Genomic DNA, 17,289 nt, shown 5'->3' with positions numbered 1-17,289 from the left:
ACGGATGGCTTCACGCTATCACGAGATCTATGACGGCTGGAAACGCGACCCGGAAAGGTTCTGGGCCGACGCGGCCGGCGCCATCGACTGGTATTCGCCCTGGAACAGGGTGTTCGATGCCACCGCCGGCGTCTACGGCCGCTGGTTCGCCGGCGCGGCCTGCAACACCTGCTACAACGCCCTGGACCGGCACGTCGCCGGCGGGCGGGCCGACCAGATCGCGCTGATATACGACAGCGCCATCACCGGCACGGTGAAAAAGTTCACCTATGCCGAGCTGAAGCGCGAGGTGGTGGCGCTGACCTCGGTGTTAAAGAACCGCGGCGTCGGCAAGGGCGACCGCGTCATCATCTATATGCCGATGGTGGCGGAGGCGGCCATCGCCATGCTCGCCTGCGCCCGCATCGGCGCGGTGCATTCGGTCGTGTTCGGCGGCTTTGCCTCGCATGAGCTTGCCACCCGCATCGACGATGCAAAACCGAAACTGATCATCTCGGCCTCCTGCGGCCTGGAACCGGGGCGGGTCGTCGCCTACAAGCCGCTGCTCGACAAGGCGATCGAGATGTCCCGCCACAAGCCGGACGCCTGCCTGATCCTGCAGCGCGATCAGTTGCGCTGCGATTTGAAGGACCATTTCGACATCGACTATGCCGACGCCGTCGCTCGTGAGCGGGCAGCCGGCGCCAATGTCGACTGCGTGCCGGTGCTGGCCACCGACCCACTCTACATCATCTACACGTCAGGCACGACGGGCCAGCCCAAGGGCATCGTGCGGGACAATGGCGGCCACATGGTCGCGCTGAAATGGACGATGGAAAACGAGTTCGGCGTGAAGCCGGGGGAAGTGTTCTGGGCGGCATCCGATGTCGGCTGGGTGGTCGGCCATTCCTATATCGTCTACGGCCCGCTGCTGCATGGCTGCACCAGCATCCTGTTCGAAGGCAAGCCGATCGGTACGCCCGACGCCGGCACCTACTGGCGCGTCATCGCGGAACATGGCGTGGTCGCGTTGTTCACCGCGCCGACCGCCTTCCGCGCCATCAAGGGGCAGGATCCCAAGGGCGAGTTCGTGCCGAAATACGATCTGTCGAAGTTCCGNCGCGTGCTCGACGATGCCGGCCATGAGGTGCCGCGCGGCGCGCTCGGCAATGTCGTGGTCAAGCTGCCGCTGCCGGCGGGCTGCCTGCCGACCCTGTGGAACGCCGATGCCCGCTTCCGCCAGGCCTATCTCGATGAGTTCCCCGGCTTCTACAAGACGGCCGATGCCGGCATGATCGACGAAGACGGCTATCTCTACGTGATGGCCCGTACCGACGATATCATCAACGTTGCCGGCCACCGATTGTCGACGGGCGCCATGGAAGAGGTGCTGGCCGCCCATCCCGATGTCGCCGAATGCGCCGTCGTCGGCATCGCCGATGCGATGAAGGGCCAGATTCCGCTCGGCTTCGTGGTGCTGAACGCCGGTGTCGCGCGCGACGGCAGCGCCATCGAGAAGGAGGTCGTCGCGCTGGTGCGCGAGCGCATCGGGCCGGTCGCCGCCTTCAAGACCGTGGTGACGATCAAGCGCCTGCCCAAGACGCGCTCGGGCAAGATCCTGCGCGGCACCATGCAGAAGATCGCCGATAAGGAAGCGTGGACGATGCCTGCAACCATCGACGACCCCGCCATCCTCGACGAGATCACGGCTGCCCTGACGGAGCGCGGAATCGGCGTGTAAGGAGCACGCCGGGACCTGACTGGAGCTACCATTCCGCGATGTTGCGACGCGGCGAACTTTGTGATGACCGCAGGGCGCAATCGTAGATTGTGCAATGCAACATTCCGCCTACAGATCCTGCGGGGGGCCATTCGATTGGATCGCATGGCTCAGCAAAAAACTTTGGCGGTATCGACATCCCGCGGTTTCTCGCCGCCGTGCTGGTCATGGTCTATCACAACGGCTTCTGGGTGTGGGCCTATCCCGACGGCATCTCGGCGCAAGCGACCGGCGGTCTTCCGGAGCAGCCCGGGATCGGCGCTTGGGTCGGGTCCGGCTGGATCGGCGTCGGGATCTTCTTCGTCATCAGCGGTTTCGTCATTGCCTTCAGCCCGAGAATTCGACGCCACTGCGGTTCTTCGAGGCAAGGGTCAAAAGACTGGCGCCGGCGGTCTGGATTTGTGCCCCGACCACCGCGGCGCTGTTGCTGCTGATCGGCTTGAGCTGGCGGACCGATGCGGTGATCCGACTCGTGCGCACCGGCCTGTTCGCGCCTTATGGTCACTGGGTGGACAGCGTCTACTGGACGCTCGGCATCGAAACGCCTTCTACGCCATCGTCTGGATCCTGCTGCGGCTCGGCCGTTTCCATCTGATGGAAAGGGTTGCCATCGTCATCGGCATGGTCAGCACGCTGTTCTGGTGCCTTTATTATCCGCTCGGCTGGTCCGCCTTCGCCGAGACGCGGTGGCTGCAGCTCGTGCTGGTGCATCATGGCTCATTCTTCGCAGTCGGCGTGCTCATCTGGCTGATGCGGTTCAAGGCGGTGACGGCGTCTCACCTGGGGCTTCTGCCTGCTGTTCCTCGGCGGGGTGCTGCAGATCGCCAGCTCCGTCGACGTCCATAGCATCAAAGCCGGGGCCGTGATGCCGTACGCGCCGCCAATCCTGATCTTCCTCGCGGCCATCGCGCTGATGGCGTGGTCGCTCACGCTCGACCTCAGATGGAGCGGCCGGCGCCGGATCGGCCTGATGACCTCTCCGCTCTATCTGATCCACGACGTCATCGGCGCGGCGATGCTCGGCGCCATGGTGCGCGCCGGGCTGCCCTATCTCCTGTCGATGGCAGTGGTCGACGCGACCATGATCGCGGCAAGCTGGCTGGTGGCAACCGAGGCCGAACCGCGCATCCGGCTGCTGCTCGAGCACACGCTTTTCCGTTACCGGCTGAAAGCGGCATAGCCTCGAGCTATGCGCCGCTCCGGCCGCATGAGCCGCGGCCGGACGGTGCCGAAACTTTGTGCTATTTCGGAATGAGAACCGCTGCGCAGGTCCAAGACATGATGGGCAACGGCCTTATCTCAGACCGTTGCCTTCGAACGCACTTCCGACTTGTCGAGATAGTAGCTCGAGTACTTGTCGAAGAATTTCTCCGAGGCGCCGAACGACCCGTATTTGGCGAGCTTCTTCAGATCGACCTTGTTCAGCACCGCGCCGACGATCTTGTTGGCGACATAGGGCTCGGATTCCAACATCGAGCGCACCATGGCGCGCGGCGTGCGGCCCCATTCGGTGACGAGCACGAAGCCGTCAACCAGCGGTGCGAAGGCCTTGGCGTCGACCACCGGGCCAAGCGGCGGCAGATCGACGACGATGTATTCGAAGGTCTCCTTGGCGTTTTCGATGAAACGACGCATACCGGCCGAGGAGAGAAGCTCGCTGGTGTGCGAGAAATGCCCGCGCAGCACAGCCGGAATGATCGCCAGCTTGGTCTGCCTGTCGATCTTGCCGACGGACTGCCAGGTCTGGCCGCTCACCACCGCTTCCATCAAGCCTTGCTCGGCTTCCATGCCGAGGCTGCGGCTAAGGCCTGGATTGCGCAGATCACCGTCGATGAGCAGCGTCCTGGAGCCATTGGCGGCGAGCAGCCCGGCGAGATTGGCCGCGACCGTCGACTTGCCTTCGCCGGGCAGGACCGAGATCACGCCGATGACGCGGCTGCCTTGCCCTTCCATCACCACATCGAAGGCGATCTTGGCGCTGCGCAGCGTTTCGGAGAACATCGATGCCGGAGCGTCGACGCTCACCCGCATCCGTGCGCGCCTTTCGATGGCGGCCGGCGATCTGGCGACCTTGAGATCGGGTTCGGCTGGCTTGTCTTCCTTGCTCGGTTTGCTGCCGATGGTCGGCAGGTAACCCAGGAATTTGAGGCCGACGCGGTCGCGGACCTCCTCGCCGGTCCTGAAGAACCGCTCGTTGAACTCGTTGAGGCCGCCAAAGCCGGCGCCCATCAGAACCCCGAGCACCAGCGAAAGACCGAGCACAATGACCGTGCGCGGGCTCGAGGCGGCAAGCGGCGTCGACGCATCCGAGATGATACGGATCTTGCCGACCGGGAAGGATTGCTGCTGCGCGGCTTCCTCGTAGCGTCCGAGGAACGTCTGGTAGAGCGTGGAGAGTGCCGTCGCCTTCTGGTCGAGATCACGCAATTGAACCTGCGACTGGTTGTCGATCGAACTCTTGCCCTGCGCGGCGGCGACATTGGCCCTGAGCGCGGTCTCGCGCGCCAACGCCACCTCATACTCGTTGCGGTAGCTTTCGGTGAGCTGCTTCAGTTCGCCGAAGATCTGCGTCGAGATGTCGGCCTTCTCCTTGGCGAGCGCCACCGCCTGCGGATGCTGCGGGCCGAAATTCGCCTCGACATCCTGCTGCCGTTTGGCGACCGTGAGATAGCGGGTCTTGAGCGCCGCAATGACCGAGCTGCTTGGCTGGTCGCTGGATATGGCGGCATCCTTGAAAGCGTTGTCCGAGCCGCTGTCGACGATCGACTTGTATTGCTGGTAACGGGCGCTGGCACGCGCGGTGTCGGCCTGCGCCACGATGAGCTGGGCGTTCAGGTCGGCGAGCTGCTTGTCGCTCATCAGCTGGCCGTCGCTGTTGGCGGACAGGCCGTGTTCGGCCCTGAATTTCTCGACCGCCAGCGATGCCTGCTGCGAGCTCTCGCGCAGTTCCGTCAACCGGCCCTGCAGCCAGACCGCCGCGCGCTCGGTGGCGTCGAAGCTGGCGTCGAGTTGGTCGGCGAGATAAGCGTCGGCATAGGCCTTGGTGATGGCCTTCGCCAATGCCGGATCCGTCGCCTGGTAGCCAAGCGCGATAACGTAGCTTCGCCCGACGCGATCCGCCCGGATCTCGTTCTGCAGCTTGAGAATGGCGTAGTCGCGGCTCGACCCGGCGATCAGCGCATCGCGCGCGGCGGGGTCGAGCTTGGAGATGTCGCCGACACCCGGCATGACCGGGCTGCTCGGACGAACATACTGGATTAGACCGCGGACAAAGCCGACGCCCTGGGCAAGGGCCGACTGGGGCGGGTTCATGAACGTGTCGTTCTGGTCGAGCTTGAGCTTGTCGACGACCACGGCGGCAAGCCGCGTCGAGGTCAGGATCTCGATCTGGCTTAGAATCGCGGAATCGGTCTGCATGGTCGTCGATGCCGCCGAGATGTCGTCGACGATCTTGTTCAGACCTTCATCGATCAGCACGCTGGAGACCGACACGAATTTTGGCGGCGTGGTCTGCAGATAGAGCATGCCCAGGAAAAGACCGATGATGGCGCACACGCCAACCACCTTGGCCTGGCGTGCGGCCATGCCAAGCAGCCGCTCGATATCGATGAAGTCGTCGCCGTCTCCTGCGTCCGAATTCGGCAATGGCACCCTCTTGTCGAGAGGAAAATTGGCATAATTCATCTTCGGTCCAATTCTGGCTTGTCTCGCTCGCAGGCTCCGGAGAGATCGGGAGCATTGGCAGGCGCGACACACGCTTGGTGCCGGACAGCGCGGAGCCGGCCGGCCCCTGCGCCGTCAGCCACCCGACAATACTCCCGAAAGATGGGCATTATGCGGCTTCTTCCTGGCGTTCATGCGTCCGGACGAACTCCCGGAGCATCTCGAAAACCGGACCCTTCATGTCATCGCGCGCCAGCGCGAAGGCGATATTGGCCTGGATGAACCCTTCCTTGGAACCGCAGTCGAACATGCGCCCCTTGAAAGGCTGGGCAAAGAATGGCTGCTCCTGCGACAGGCGAACCATGGCGTCAGTCAGCTGGATCTCGTTGCCGGCGCCGCGCTGCTGGTTGCCCAGAAGCTGGAAGATCTCGGGCTGCAGGATATAACGGCCGTTGATGTAGAAGTTCGACGGCGCGTTGGCCGGCGCCGGCTTTTCGACCATGGCCGTCACCTCGAAACCGCCGCCAATGTCGGCGCCACGGCCGACAATGCCATATTTGTTGGTCTCGGTGGGATCGCAGCGCTCGACGGCAATGACATTGCCGCCGGTCTGCGCATAGAGGTCGGTGATCTCGGCCAGGCATCCGCGCCCGCCGAAGGAGACCATGTCAGGCAAAAGCAGGGCAAAGGGCTCATTGCCGATGACCTCGCGGGCGCACCAGACGGCATGGCCGAGACCTTGCGGCGACTGCTGGCGGATGAAGGAGGTGGCGCCGGCCACCGGCAGCATGCTTTCGAGCGTCTCCAGCTGAGTCTTCTTGCCAGTTTGCTCCAGGGTTCCGATCAATTCCGGATGCAGGTCGAAATAGTCTTCTATGACCGCCTTGTTGCGGCCGGTTACGAACACGATGTGCTCGATGCCGGCCTCGAAGGCCTCGTCCACCGCATATTGCACGACGGGCCTGTCGACGACAGGAAGCATTTCCTTCGGCATCGACTTGGTCGCCGGCAGGAACCGTGTTCCAAGCCCCGCCACCGGTATCACGGCCTTCCTGATTTTCTTCATCGCAAATTCCTTCTGAGGAGATCGACTACAGTCCATTCACAGGCCACGAAAAATCCCTCCATGTGCCTGCATCTTCACCTCCCCGCCCCCACGGCAAACTGTGCCGCTACTCTTCGCAACCGTACGGCGATCGGCATGCCCATATGCCTGACCGCCGCCGGGTCGCTGAGCGCCGTCCGGATCGCCTTGAGCGGGGACCGCGCCTTGATGTGCTGGACCATCGCCAGGAACGACGCCGCCTTGCGCAGGCTGCGGCCGCGCCGGGCGAATGCGGCCTGGGCCGCTTCGTCCATTCGGTGGGTTTGCGCGAATTTGGCATCCGCCACGCGCATCGCTTCGACGTGATGAGGCTCGAGCACACGCGAGATGGAGCCGCCGCGGATATGATAGGCATAGCCGATATCGGGCTCCACCACGCATCTGCCGCCCATGGCCAGGGCTTCGGCAAACAGGATGTAGTCCTCGCCGATCCTCAGCTTCTCGTCATAGCGGAGCCGGTTTTCGTCGAGGAACCGGCGCAGGAAAATCGGCTTGAGATAGCCGAGATTGAACTTCGATTCGAAGACGACGTTGCCGGCGATGTAGGTGGCCAGCGAAATCTCGCGCAGGCCTTCCAGATACCGGCGCGGGAACATCGCGTCCTCGACCACGCCGTCCTCACGGACGACCTGGAGATTGTCGACGGCGATCTCGGCGCCCGCCTTTTCGGCGCGGCCGATCATGGCGGCGACACGTCCGGGAAAGACGGCGTCGTCGGCATCGAGAACCGCTATCCACCTGCCGCGGGCGGCGTCGAGCCCGGCATTCCTGGCCCCTCCGGGCCCCCTGTTCTCTTCCAGCGCCACGACACGCACGACATGCTCGGGATAGGCCCTCGCCACATCGAGCGTCGCGTCACGCGACTTGTCGTCGACGACGATGATCTCGAGGCTGACGCCCTTTTGGGCGATGGCGCTGGCGACGGCCCTATCAAGGGTTGCCTCGGCGTTGTAGGCGGCGATCACAAAAGACACATCGGGCACGGACGAAACGTCAGGCTGCACGCTTGCCTCCTTCCCCTGGTGAAGGCTGGCCATAGAGGCGCAGTTCGCGAACGCCGACAAGACCGCTGACAACCCCGACATGCATGATGCCGCGCAAGACGCTGCGGTTCCTGCGTACCGGACTGGCTGCAACCGGAACTGCCGCGGCGAAGCAAAAAGCGGCCTTTGCCGCGGCAAGGCCGGCCTGCTTTGCTCGCGCGATGCCGCTGGCGCCGCGGGCCAGGAGATGGCCGTGCGTCTGGCCAACCCGGAAGCGGCGGCGGCTGAGCCAATCGAATGCGGCCCTGGCCCTCGGCACCGCCTCGTCCACCCATGCCTCCGGCGCAAAGGCGATTCGGCCGCCTGCCTTGTGCATCTGGTCGAAGAACTCGGTGTCCTCGCCGCCGGTCTGGCCGCGCGCCAGGCTGAAGCGGCGGCCGCGCAAGCTGTCGGATCCCATGCGCAGCAGGACGTTGCAGGTGTAGCCGGTGCGGATTTCGCCGTGCACGTGGACTGGCAAGGTGGAATGGAAATCGCCGCGGCGCATCCAGTCCGGCGCATCCGGACGATAGAGTGCGCGCACCGGGCCGAGAACCGCGGCGGCGCCGCTTTTTTCGGCCGTTGCCACCAGTTCGGCGAGCCAGTGGGCGGTGGCGGTCTCATCGTCGTCGATGAAGGCAAGGAAATCGGCCTCGCTGGCCTCGAGACAAGCGTTGCGGGCGATCGAAATGTTACGGGCCGGGCAATGCCGATAGCGGATCGGCAACTTCAATTCCTGCGACAGCGCCGTCACCAGGTCCTTGGCGCTCGGCGTGTCGTCATTGTCGGCGACGATGACGCCGACCTCGAAGCCGTCAGGCATGGCAAGGGCGTCGAGCGAGCGCAGCGTGTCGGCCAGTTCCGGCCGCCGGAATGTGCACACGCCGATGTCGATGCTGCGATGCTTGACCTCAACCGCCATCACGCCGCCCTCCGCCGCGTGCCGAGGCCGAGAAGTTGCAGCCAGAAGCCCACGGACCAGCCGAAATGCATGACCATCGCCGAGACTCCGGCAAGCGCGATATCGGCATTGCGCTGGCTGACGGCCGCCACCAGGCCGTAGCCCAGGCAAACCGCCACCCACAGCATCAGCGGCAGCGCCGCGATCCAGTGCACGAAGGAGAAGGCCGCCAGCAGAACCACCGGGAAGACCGCCAGCGGCACAATCTGCCTAACCTTCGGGATCACACGATGTTTCAGCACGTTCTTGGCGCGGCCGCGGCCATAGCCGAGATACTGGACATAGAGGCCGCGCAGCGAGGTCCGCGGATAATAGACCATCTGCGTCCTGCCGCTCATCCAGATCCTGTAGCCTGCCTGCCTCAGCCGATAGTCGAGTTCCGCGTCCTCATTGTGACTGAACGTCTCGTCATAGCCGCCGACGGCCTGGAAGGCAGATATCCGCATCAGCGCGTGGTGTCCGTGGTCGACCCACTCCCCGGCGGAGATATGGCGATGCTTGGAGCCGCCGGTGCCGAGCTTGGAGTTCTGCGCCGCCGCCGCCGCCTTCTGCACGGTGCCGCTGCCGCTGGTCAGCATCGACACCACGACCGAATCCGCGCCGGTGGCCAACGCCTCCTCGACCAGTCGGTCGCAATAGTCGTCGGGATAGCCGCCATGCGCGTCGATGCGGATCAGATAATGGGCACCCTCGCCGAATTTGGCCACCGCCAGGTTGATCGCGGCGCTCTGGATGCGCTTTTGGTTGTGAAGCAGGATGATGCGAGGATCATTCCTCTGGCGCTCGCCGACAATGGCCAGCGTGCCGTCGGTGCTGCCGCCATCGGCAACGACGATCCGCGCGTCAAGCCGTTCCGCCGCCGGGCAAAGCTGGTCGAGCAGCGCACCGATGTGAGTCGCCTCATCGAGACACGGGATCACGATCAGGGTGGAGGCAAGCGCTTGCGTCATCGGGCGATGTCCATCCTATGCCAGGGCCTCGGTCGCGAGCGGCTCGCGCACGGTGGTCAGGCGGCGCAGTTTTTCGACCAGGGCGCCGCAGTCGCTGCGATCGTAGCTCCACATCCTCGGATCGTGGGCCAGCACGCGCGCCTTCAGCCTGCCGAAGCGGTGCTTTTCCATCCCGCCAAGCGCGGTTGCGAGCGCCTCGGGCGTGGCCTGCGGCAGCAAAACGCCGATATCGCGCTGCCGCAGAAACCTTCCGGTCTCGGTGTTGTCCATCGAGATCGGCACCGCGCCGAAGCGGCAGCCTTCATAAAGGCGGTTGGGCAGCAGCCATTCGGAGTTCTGTCCCTCCTCGAAGAAATCGATCGCCCAGGAGAAATGGACGTCGTGATAGATCGCCGCCATGTCCTCCGGGTTGCGGTACGGCCCGCGAAACGACATGTAAGGCTCGGCATCGACGAAGGCATGAAAATCCGGGAACTCGGAAAGTGCCGGGCGGCCGCGCAACACGATTTCGAACCGGCCTTCCATGTGACGCGTGAAACCGGCCAGCAGTTCGAGCGAACGGCGGCACCGAAGCGCCCCGAACCAGCCGATCCGCCACGGCGGGGCGAGAGGTCCTTCCACCGTCTCGCGCTCGGCGGGCAGAATCGCCGCCGCCTCGAAATATTTGTTCTCAACCAGTTCCATCGGCGCCGCGACCTGGCGGAAGGGCTTGAAATAATTGGCGATGAACGCGGGGGAACTGGTCACCAGCAGCCGCACATCCCGCGCCAGATGACGCTCGGTGGCGCGCAGCGCCTTGCCCAGGACATCGTCGCGCAGCACCAGGCGGTGAATGTCGAGACATTCATAGACGATCGGGACAGCGGCGCCGAAAGCCGACCGGGCGCGGCGGGCCAGCGCCAGCATTTCCAGATTACGCGCGATGATGATGTCGGGCTTCGGCACGTCCCTAAGCTTCGAACCTATCGAGACCGCTGTTTTCGCCACCGCCGCCAGGCGCTGGACGAATCGCCCGTCGCGCGTCGCGCCAAGGTCGATTGGCCGCAAACCTTCGATATCCCCAATCGGGGCGGCGGCGCGGCGGAAGCCCGCCAGGGTAACCCGGGCGCCACCTGTCCTGAGCATCGTGATACGCCGGCGAACCGCCGGGTCGGAAACATCATGTACCAGGTACAAGACATGCAGCATGAAAACTCGACCGCTGTTTGACCCACCCAGGGGAAGCCTAGTACAGCTCTTGCTGCATCGCAACATTTTTGGCGCGTCGTTCCACGTTTTCTGTTGCACTGCAAAATTATTGCCGTAGTTTGTGGTCGGCGGCGGTTGTGAATTTCGGGCTCCGAAATCCACGCGAAGATCAGGAATCCTGAATTTGGAAGCCAATCCATTCGATCCGCCGGAAGGCTCCCTGCGCAAATCGGTCGGCCGCGGTGCCGTCGTGACCGCAATGGCGCAATCGGTGCGGGTCGCCACGCAGATCATTTCCGTCATCGTGCTGTCGCGACTCCTGTCGCCGCAGGATTTCGGCGTCGTGGCCATGTGCGCGCCCGTGCTCGCCTTCATCGCCCTGTTCCAGGATTTCGGCCTGACCCAGGCGACCATCCAGAAATCGGGCATCCAGCATGAGGAGGTGAACTACCTCTTCTGGATCAATGTCGCCGTCAGCGCGGTCCTCGCCTGCCTGCTCGCGGGCGCGGCACCCCTGGTCGCCGCCTTCTATGGCGAGCCGCGCGTCGCCGGTCTGGTGGCGGCACTGGGATTGCAGATCCTGGCTTATGGCCTTGGCGCCCAGCACCTGGCGCTGCTGACGCGTCGCATGCAGTTCGGCCGCCTGGCGATCATCGACGTCGCCGGAGCCGTCGCGGGGCTGGCCGTCTCGATCGCCTGGACTTTCATCGACCGCTCCTACTGGGCGCTGTTTGCCGGCACGCTGACCGGCGCGGTGCTGCCGACGCTGTGCTACTGGGCCAGCTCGCGCTGGCGCCCAGGCATGCCGCGCAAGGTCGCCGGGATCAGCGAGCTGATCAATTTCGGTGCCGGGATCACCGGTTTCAATTTCGCCAATTTCTTCGCCCGCAATCTCGACAACGTGTTGATCGGCAAATACTGGGGCGAGGCTCAGCTCGGGCTCTACGACCGCGCCTACAAGCTGCTCCTGTTCCCGCTCAGCCAGATCACCAACCCGCTGTCGAAGGTGATGGTACCGGCGCTGTCGCGGCTGAAGGACGAGCCGGACCGCTATCGCAGCGCCTATTTGCGCGTCATGCCGCTGATCCTTCTGGTGGCGCTGCCCGGCGTCGCTTTCGCCACCGCGATGTCGGATGTGCTGATCCCCTTCGTGCTCGGCGAGCAGTGGCGCGCCAGCGCCTCGATCTTCCTGGCGCTCGGCTTTGCCGGCCTGCTGCAGCCGCTCAACAATCCGGCTGGTTGGCTTTTCGTCAGCCAGGGCCGCTCCGGCGACTTCATGCGCTGGGGCATCATCACGGCGGTGACCTCGGTGCTTGCCTTCGCGCTTGGCCTGCCCTACGGCGCGCTCGGCGTGGCGGTCGCCTATGCGGTCAGCGAGTATCTGCGCACGCCCTTCCTGTGGCTCTATGTCGGCAAGAGCGGACCGCTGCAAGCCAGCCATGTGCTGCGCACGGCAACGCCGTTCGTGCTAGGCGCGCATCTGGCGCTTGGGGCGGTCTGGCTGGCCAAGCCGATGCTGCCGCAGCAGCATGTCGTCGCCCTGGCAAGCGGCGCCATCCTCGCCTACGCGATCACCATCGTCGTCGCGCTGACCTTCGCCGCCGGCCGCGAAGCCTTGCGGGACGCCTTGAAAATGCTGCCGGCAAGGGCGCCGGCGGCGACGCCGCGCGAGGCGCAATAATTTCGGCGCCTTTGTCGTCTATTCCATATCCCACCCAAGCATCAGGCCTGATCCATGCACTACCGATCGATCTCCGACATGAACGACGCCATCGTGAGCAACCTTCACCGGCTGCCACGCGACATCGACCTGGTGGTCGGCGTTCCCAGAAGCGGCGTGCTGGCGGCAACGCTGGTCAGCCTTGCGGCGAACATCCCGATGACCGACCTGGACTCCTTCCTCGAAGGCAGGGTCTACACGTCAGGCATCACCAAACGCCGCGCGGCCCTGGACCGGAAGGTCTCGGACATGCGCAAGGTGCTGGTGATCGACGACAGCATCGCCGGCGGCAATGCCATGCGCGACGCCCGTGCACGCATCAAGGGCGCCGGTATCGAGGCTGACTACACCTTTGCCGCCGTCTTCGGCCTGGAGCCGGAGCATCAGGAGACCGATCTGGTGTTCGAGGTAGTGCCGCATCCGCGCATGTTCCAGTGGAACTTCATGCATCACAAATTCCTGGCGCAATGCTGTGTCGACATAGACGGGGTGCTGTGTCTCGACCCCACCGAGGCCGAGAACGACGACGGGCCGGCTTATGAAAAATTCCTCAGCGAGGCGCGGCCGCTTCATGCCGTGACCCGCAAGATCGGCTGGCTGGTCACCAGCCGGCTCGAAAAATACCGTGGGTTGACGGAGGCGTGGCTCGCCAAGCACGAGATCAAATACGACAAGCTGATCATGCTCGATCTGCCGAGCAAGGCGGAGCGCCAGCGGCTTGGCGCGCATGGCAGTTTCAAGGCCGATTTCTATCGCAAATCCGACGCCATCCTGTTCATCGAAAGCGAACATGCCCAGGCGCTGAGGATTGCCAAACTGTCGGGGAAACCGGTCCTGTGCGTCGAAACGCACATGGTCAGTTTTCCCGATGCGCTGTCGCTGCCAGCACTTGGGCAGGCCGCGCGAAACCTGCCGGCGAGGCTGCGCCAGATCAACTCGCAGGAGGGCCGCAAGAGCGCCGCCAAGACGATTGCCCGCGCCCTGCTCGGTGCACGCGGCTATGAAACCCTGAAGAACAGGGTCAAGCGCCCAGCCTGATGCAGAACAGATCGGGTCGCTGCTTGACTACGCGGCCTGGCGTGCGCGCTGCCGCACCGCCCTATCCAGTATCGAGAAGAAGGTGACGAACTGACGGTCGGGGTCGAGTTCCGGCCGGCCAGCGAAGCTACGCGCGAGGGTCGAGACCCGCTCATATTCCTTGTTGTCGTTCCACAAGAGCCTGACGGCCGCGACCCAGTCGGCAAGCGGGGCATCATAGTCGAGCACCGTGCCGCCAGGGCCGACCGCTTCCGGCAGGCCACCGCGGCGCGAACCGACGACCGGAATGCCGCTGCAATGGGCCTCCGAGGCAACCCGCCCCCAGGCCTCTTCCCATTTGCTGGGCGCCAGCAGGATCCGGGTGCGGCCATAGACCGTCTTCATGTCACTGGTGCGGTTCTCCAGCGTGACATTGCCGAGCGGCTTGATCGTCTGCTCGATGCGTGCCCGGTGATCGTCCGCCAGCTTCCAGCTTTCGACGAACAGGAACGGGATTTCGGGGCACGCGGCGGCGATCCTCACCGCAAGCTCGAAGCCCTTTTCCTCATACGGGTTGATCAGGGTGACGAACTGCCCTGAGGTCGGCGTGCTGTAGTGGGTGGGATTGATGGTCGGAGGGATCACCGCCGCCTCGATACCGAACTCCCTGGCGTAGGTACGCGCGGTGAATTCGGAATTGGCGATGTAGAGCGCCGAGCTCAAGTCGCGCAGGTCGCCTCCAAGCTCGCGAAACTCGACATTGCGGAGGTAGACGACCAGCGGCACGCCCTTGGCCTGCAACGCCTTGCCGAGTGGAACCGACTTGTGACACTGGACCACCGCCACATCCGGCTTGACCCTGTTGACGGCGAAGGCCGCCGCCTCCCAGGGAAACCAAGCCCGGATGACCGGGTAGCCGGGAAAACTGTCGACGACCGCCGGCTGACGCAGAAGCTTCATCTTGGCACGGGCCTTGAAGCCGAAGACACCATCGCCAAACAGCGCGGCGAGCACCGCGGCCTCATGCCCATGCTCGATCAACTGCTCGGCCAGATGATGGGTGCTCGACTGCACGCCGCCGCTGAACTCCGGTGTGTAGCCATTGCCGCCTGCAAAGAGAACTTTCATGGTCCTGGCTCCTCGTCTATCGGGTTTCAATGCCCATGGCCGATGAACGGCAGCGTCAAGTGCCGCCTCACGCAGTCTTTGGCGGATCAAGCGTCGCGAACGGATTTGTGCATGGCTGCCGTCCGGTGAACCGGATGGGATCATTGGGCGAACTGCGCGAGGTCGTCTCGTCGTCTATGTCGGTGTTGACGTTCTGGTCGAGCTGCCATTCATGCGTGTTGTGGCGGCCCCATTCCAGGACCAGGATGCGCGCCTTGCGCCGCCGGGCGAACTCATGCAGGACGAAAGCCGAACCGAAGCCGGAACCGATCGCGACAACATCGGAATGATCCTTGGTGACTTGCTCGGGCTTTAAGTCCAGCACCATCAGCTACAATTCCTTCTACGCCGGGCGGTCGGCCCGATTCTGCTTTCGGCTCTCCGAGTCCGATCTCATGCCGCCATTCTGCCGATCGAGTGATATTCGATGCCGTGGCGGGCCACGACCTTGGGATCGTAAAGGTTGCGGCCATCGAAGATGACCGGAGTGGCCAGGGCATCCTTCAGCGCATCGAAGGACGGTGCGCGAAAACTCTTCCATTCGGTGGCGATCAGCAGCGCATCGGCGCCGCGCAGGGCCGCCTCCTTGGTGCCGCACAACAGCAGGTCGTCGCGCAGCCCGTAGATGGCCTGGCATTCCTGCATGGCCTCGGGGTCATAGGCCTGCACGGCCGCGCCGGCGTTCCAGAGCGCCTCCATCAGCACGCGCGCGGGCGCCTCGCGCATGTCGTCGGTGTTGGGCTTGAAGGCCAGGCCCCATAGCGCGAAGGTCTTGCCCTTGAGGTTACCTTTGAAATAGCGGTGCACCTTGTCGAACAGGACGGATTTCTGGTCATTGTTGCGCTCCTCGACGGCGCGCAGCAGCTTGGCGTCGTACTTGACGCCCTCGGCGGTCTTGATCAGGGCGCGAACGTCCTTGGGAAAGCACGAGCCGCCATAGCCGAGACCCGGATAGATGAAGTGATAGCCGATGCGCGGGTCGCTGCCGATGCCCTGGCGCACTTCCTCGATGTCGGCGCCGAGCTGCTCGGCGAGATTGGCCATCTCGTTCATGAAGCTGATCTTGGTCGCCAGCATGCAATTGGCGGCGTATTTCGTGAATTCGGCGCTGCGCACGTCCATCACGATCATCTTCTCGTGGTTGCGGTTGAAGGGCGCGTAGAGTTCGCGCATCACCGCCTCGGTTTCTTCGCTCGACGTGCCGACGATGATGCGGTCGGGCTTCATGCAGTCGGCGACCGCGGAGCCTTCCTTGAGGAATTCGGGATTGGAGGCGACGTCGAAGCTCAGATCCTCGCGGCCCCGCTTCTTCAGCGTCTCGGCGATCCTGGCCTTCACCTTTTCGCAGGTGCCGACCGGCACGGTCGACTTGCCGACGACGATCTTGGTGGAATCCATCTCGCGGCCGATCGTCTCGGCCACCGCCAACACATATTTGAGGTCGGCCGAACCATCCTCGCCGGGCGGCGTGCCGACCGCGATCATCTGGATTTCGCCGTGCCTGACGGCGGCCGCCGCATCGGTGGTGAACTTGATGCGGCCGGCGGCGTGATTCTCCCTGACGATCGTTTCAAGACCCGGCTCGAAGATCGGAACGAGGCCCTGATTGAGCCGCTCCACCTTGTTCGCGTCAATATCGACGCAAACAACCTGGTGGCCAACCTCGGCAAGCACCGCCGCCTGCACCAAGCCGACATAGCCAATTCCAAATACCGTCAAGTTCATTCGGTTTCATTCCCATCCAGGGCAGCGGACCGCTTCTCGGCCCTGCCGGTTCAATTCGTCTTTCCCAGCGCTTTTACACTACACACCAGCGATTCCGGAAACTGGCAGGGCTGACCCAGCGCGGTGAACGCGACCCGTTCGATCTGCAGCGAAAGCGTGCGGCCCGGGTCCGCGAACGCTCCCATCCAGCCCTTCATGGTGTCGCTGCCCCAAAGGCTGAAGAAGATCTTCTGCGCATGGCTGGGCAACTTCGCGGGATCGGTGATGGTGTTAACCAACTGGCCGTTGAGATACCAGCGCAGGCTATCCTTCTCCCAGACGAAGGCATAGTCGTTGAAGGCACTGTCGGTGCCGCCAGGCACGTCGACCAGCTTCTCGTTCTTGCCCTTGCCGGCGATATAGGCGTTGACCTGCACCTTGGAAGTGTCCTTGGTCAGGATCTCGAAGTCGATCTCGTCCCAGGGCTGCTTGTCGGACGGGCCGATATAGGAGAAGAAAGCCGCGTTGAGGCCGGGGCCGGTGTCGGTCTTCATCCGCGCCTCATAGGTACCATAGCCGAAACGCTGCTTGGTCTGGATCTCGCCGCAGGCGAACTCGCGATCCTTGGTCTTCTGCTTCGCGAATCCGAGCGAAAGAACGCCATCGGAAAGCTTGACCAAGCCTTTCGACCAGGTGCAATTCTGATGGCTGCCGTTCGTCCAGCCGTCTGAAACGTACCAGCGCTCGCGGTCGAAATTCTTGAAATCGTCGACGAAAGAGGGCGCGGACTGGATATCCTGCGCATGAGACGGGGTTGCCGGCAGGCTGCCAAGAGCGACCAGCAGCAAAGCGACCGCCAGACCAGACCGCCGCCAGAAATGCAGGGCTGAAGGGGCATCGATTGCTGTCGTGGACATGGTCTTTGGATCCGAATTCATGACTAACTCACCTTTGCGCTGTGTCCCCAACCCAAAGTCGACGTTCGAACCGCTTCCAAACGGGCCAACCTTGACCTTTTCAATTGTCCTCCCGA

16 protein-coding genes are annotated in these 17,289 nt (G+C 63.8%); 6 read left to right on the top strand and 10 right to left on the bottom strand.

Features of this window, described 5'->3' with window-relative positions:
- The first annotated feature begins 4 nt into the window (after window positions 1–4).
- From X742_RS154425 to X742_RS1000000175685, 4 genes are all read left to right on the top strand, one after another.
- Window positions 5–1,720 carry an AMP-binding protein gene (locus X742_RS154425; protein WP_023772487.1) on the top strand — a complete coding sequence of 572 codons (1,716 nt, stop codon included), beginning with the start codon at window positions 5–7 and terminating at the stop codon, window positions 1,718–1,720.
- Between the two features lie 463 nt (window positions 1,721–2,183).
- Window positions 2,184–2,354: a hypothetical protein gene (locus tag X742_RS1000000175695; RefSeq protein ID WP_023772485.1), complete on the top strand. Its 171-nt coding sequence runs from the start codon at window positions 2,184–2,186 to the stop codon at window positions 2,352–2,354.
- The gene (locus X742_RS1000000175690; protein WP_023772484.1) at window positions 2,354–2,605 is read left to right on the top strand and encodes a hypothetical protein; all 252 of its coding nucleotides are present in this window, start codon (window positions 2,354–2,356) and stop codon (window positions 2,603–2,605) included. The genes X742_RS1000000175695 and X742_RS1000000175690 overlap by 1 nt, the downstream gene beginning before the upstream one ends.
- 19 nt (window positions 2,606–2,624) lie before the next feature.
- Window positions 2,625–2,939: a hypothetical protein gene (locus X742_RS1000000175685; RefSeq protein WP_245275545.1), complete on the top strand. Its 315-nt coding sequence runs from the start codon at window positions 2,625–2,627 to the stop codon at window positions 2,937–2,939.
- A 119-nt stretch (window positions 2,940–3,058) separates the two neighbouring features.
- Here X742_RS1000000175685 and X742_RS154430 read toward each other — a convergent pair whose 3' ends face one another.
- The 6 genes from X742_RS154430 to X742_RS154455 all read right to left on the bottom strand — a co-directional run bounded on the left by X742_RS154430 (window position 3,059) and on the right by X742_RS154455 (window position 10,648).
- Complete coding sequence (locus X742_RS154430) at window positions 3,059–5,443, bottom strand: polysaccharide biosynthesis tyrosine autokinase (protein WP_023772482.1); 2,385 nt, start codon at window positions 5,441–5,443, stop codon at window positions 3,059–3,061.
- Window positions 5,444–5,591: 148 nt separating this feature from the next.
- Window positions 5,592–6,488, bottom strand: coding sequence for a UTP--glucose-1-phosphate uridylyltransferase (locus X742_RS154435; protein WP_023772481.1), 897 nt, complete (start codon window positions 6,486–6,488; stop codon window positions 5,592–5,594).
- Window positions 6,489–6,562: 74 nt separating this feature from the next.
- On the bottom strand, window positions 6,563–7,531 hold the full coding sequence (locus tag X742_RS154440; RefSeq protein ID WP_023772480.1) for a glycosyltransferase family 2 protein: 969 nt from the start codon (window positions 7,529–7,531) through the stop codon (window positions 6,563–6,565).
- Entirely contained in the window at window positions 7,521–8,471 is a 951-nt protein-coding gene (locus X742_RS154445; RefSeq protein ID WP_023772479.1) for a glycosyltransferase family A protein, read from the bottom strand. Before X742_RS154445 ends, X742_RS154440 begins: the two co-directional genes overlap by 11 nt.
- Complete coding sequence (locus tag X742_RS154450) at window positions 8,471–9,460, bottom strand: glycosyltransferase family 2 protein (protein WP_023772478.1); 990 nt, start codon at window positions 9,458–9,460, stop codon at window positions 8,471–8,473. The genes X742_RS154445 and X742_RS154450 overlap by 1 nt, the downstream gene beginning before the upstream one ends.
- 15 nt (window positions 9,461–9,475) lie before the next feature.
- Window positions 9,476–10,648, bottom strand: a complete 1,173-nt coding sequence (locus X742_RS154455) for a glycosyl transferase family 1 (RefSeq protein ID WP_023772477.1) — start codon at window positions 10,646–10,648, stop codon at window positions 9,476–9,478.
- A 184-nt stretch (window positions 10,649–10,832) separates the two neighbouring features.
- Here X742_RS154455 and X742_RS154460 point away from each other — a divergent pair, with 184 nt between their 5' ends.
- Entirely contained in the window at window positions 10,833–12,329 is a 1,497-nt protein-coding gene (locus X742_RS154460; RefSeq protein ID WP_023772476.1) for a lipopolysaccharide biosynthesis protein, read from the top strand.
- Between the two features lie 54 nt (window positions 12,330–12,383).
- Window positions 12,384–13,406: a phosphoribosyltransferase family protein gene (locus tag X742_RS154465; RefSeq protein ID WP_023772475.1), complete on the top strand. Its 1,023-nt coding sequence runs from the start codon at window positions 12,384–12,386 to the stop codon at window positions 13,404–13,406.
- Window positions 13,407–13,433: 27 nt separating this feature from the next.
- Here X742_RS154465 and X742_RS154470 read toward each other — a convergent pair whose 3' ends face one another.
- The 4 genes from X742_RS154470 to X742_RS154480 form a co-directional block, all read right to left on the bottom strand.
- The gene (locus X742_RS154470; protein ID WP_023772474.1) at window positions 13,434–14,513 is read right to left on the bottom strand and encodes a glycosyltransferase; all 1,080 of its coding nucleotides are present in this window, start codon (window positions 14,511–14,513) and stop codon (window positions 13,434–13,436) included.
- A gap of 67 nt (window positions 14,514–14,580) precedes the next feature.
- Window positions 14,581–14,880, bottom strand: coding sequence for a hypothetical protein (locus X742_RS1000000171525; RefSeq protein ID WP_023772473.1), 300 nt, complete (start codon window positions 14,878–14,880; stop codon window positions 14,581–14,583).
- Window positions 14,881–14,945: 65 nt separating this feature from the next.
- Window positions 14,946–16,277 (bottom strand): UDP-glucose/GDP-mannose dehydrogenase family protein, encoded by a 1,332-nt coding sequence (locus X742_RS154475; RefSeq protein ID WP_023772472.1) that lies wholly within the window; start codon window positions 16,275–16,277, stop codon window positions 14,946–14,948.
- Window positions 16,278–16,327: 50 nt separating this feature from the next.
- Window positions 16,328–17,194 (bottom strand): family 16 glycosylhydrolase, encoded by an 867-nt coding sequence (locus tag X742_RS154480; protein ID WP_023772471.1) that lies wholly within the window; start codon window positions 17,192–17,194, stop codon window positions 16,328–16,330.
- Window positions 17,195–17,289 lie beyond the last annotated feature (95 nt).

This window comes from Mesorhizobium sp. LNHC229A00 (genome assembly GCF_000502415.1).
Lineage (GTDB): Bacteria > Pseudomonadota > Alphaproteobacteria > Rhizobiales > Rhizobiaceae > Mesorhizobium.
The sequence above is the reverse complement of the archived record's forward strand: the minus strand, read 5'-3'. Positions and strand labels throughout refer to the sequence as shown.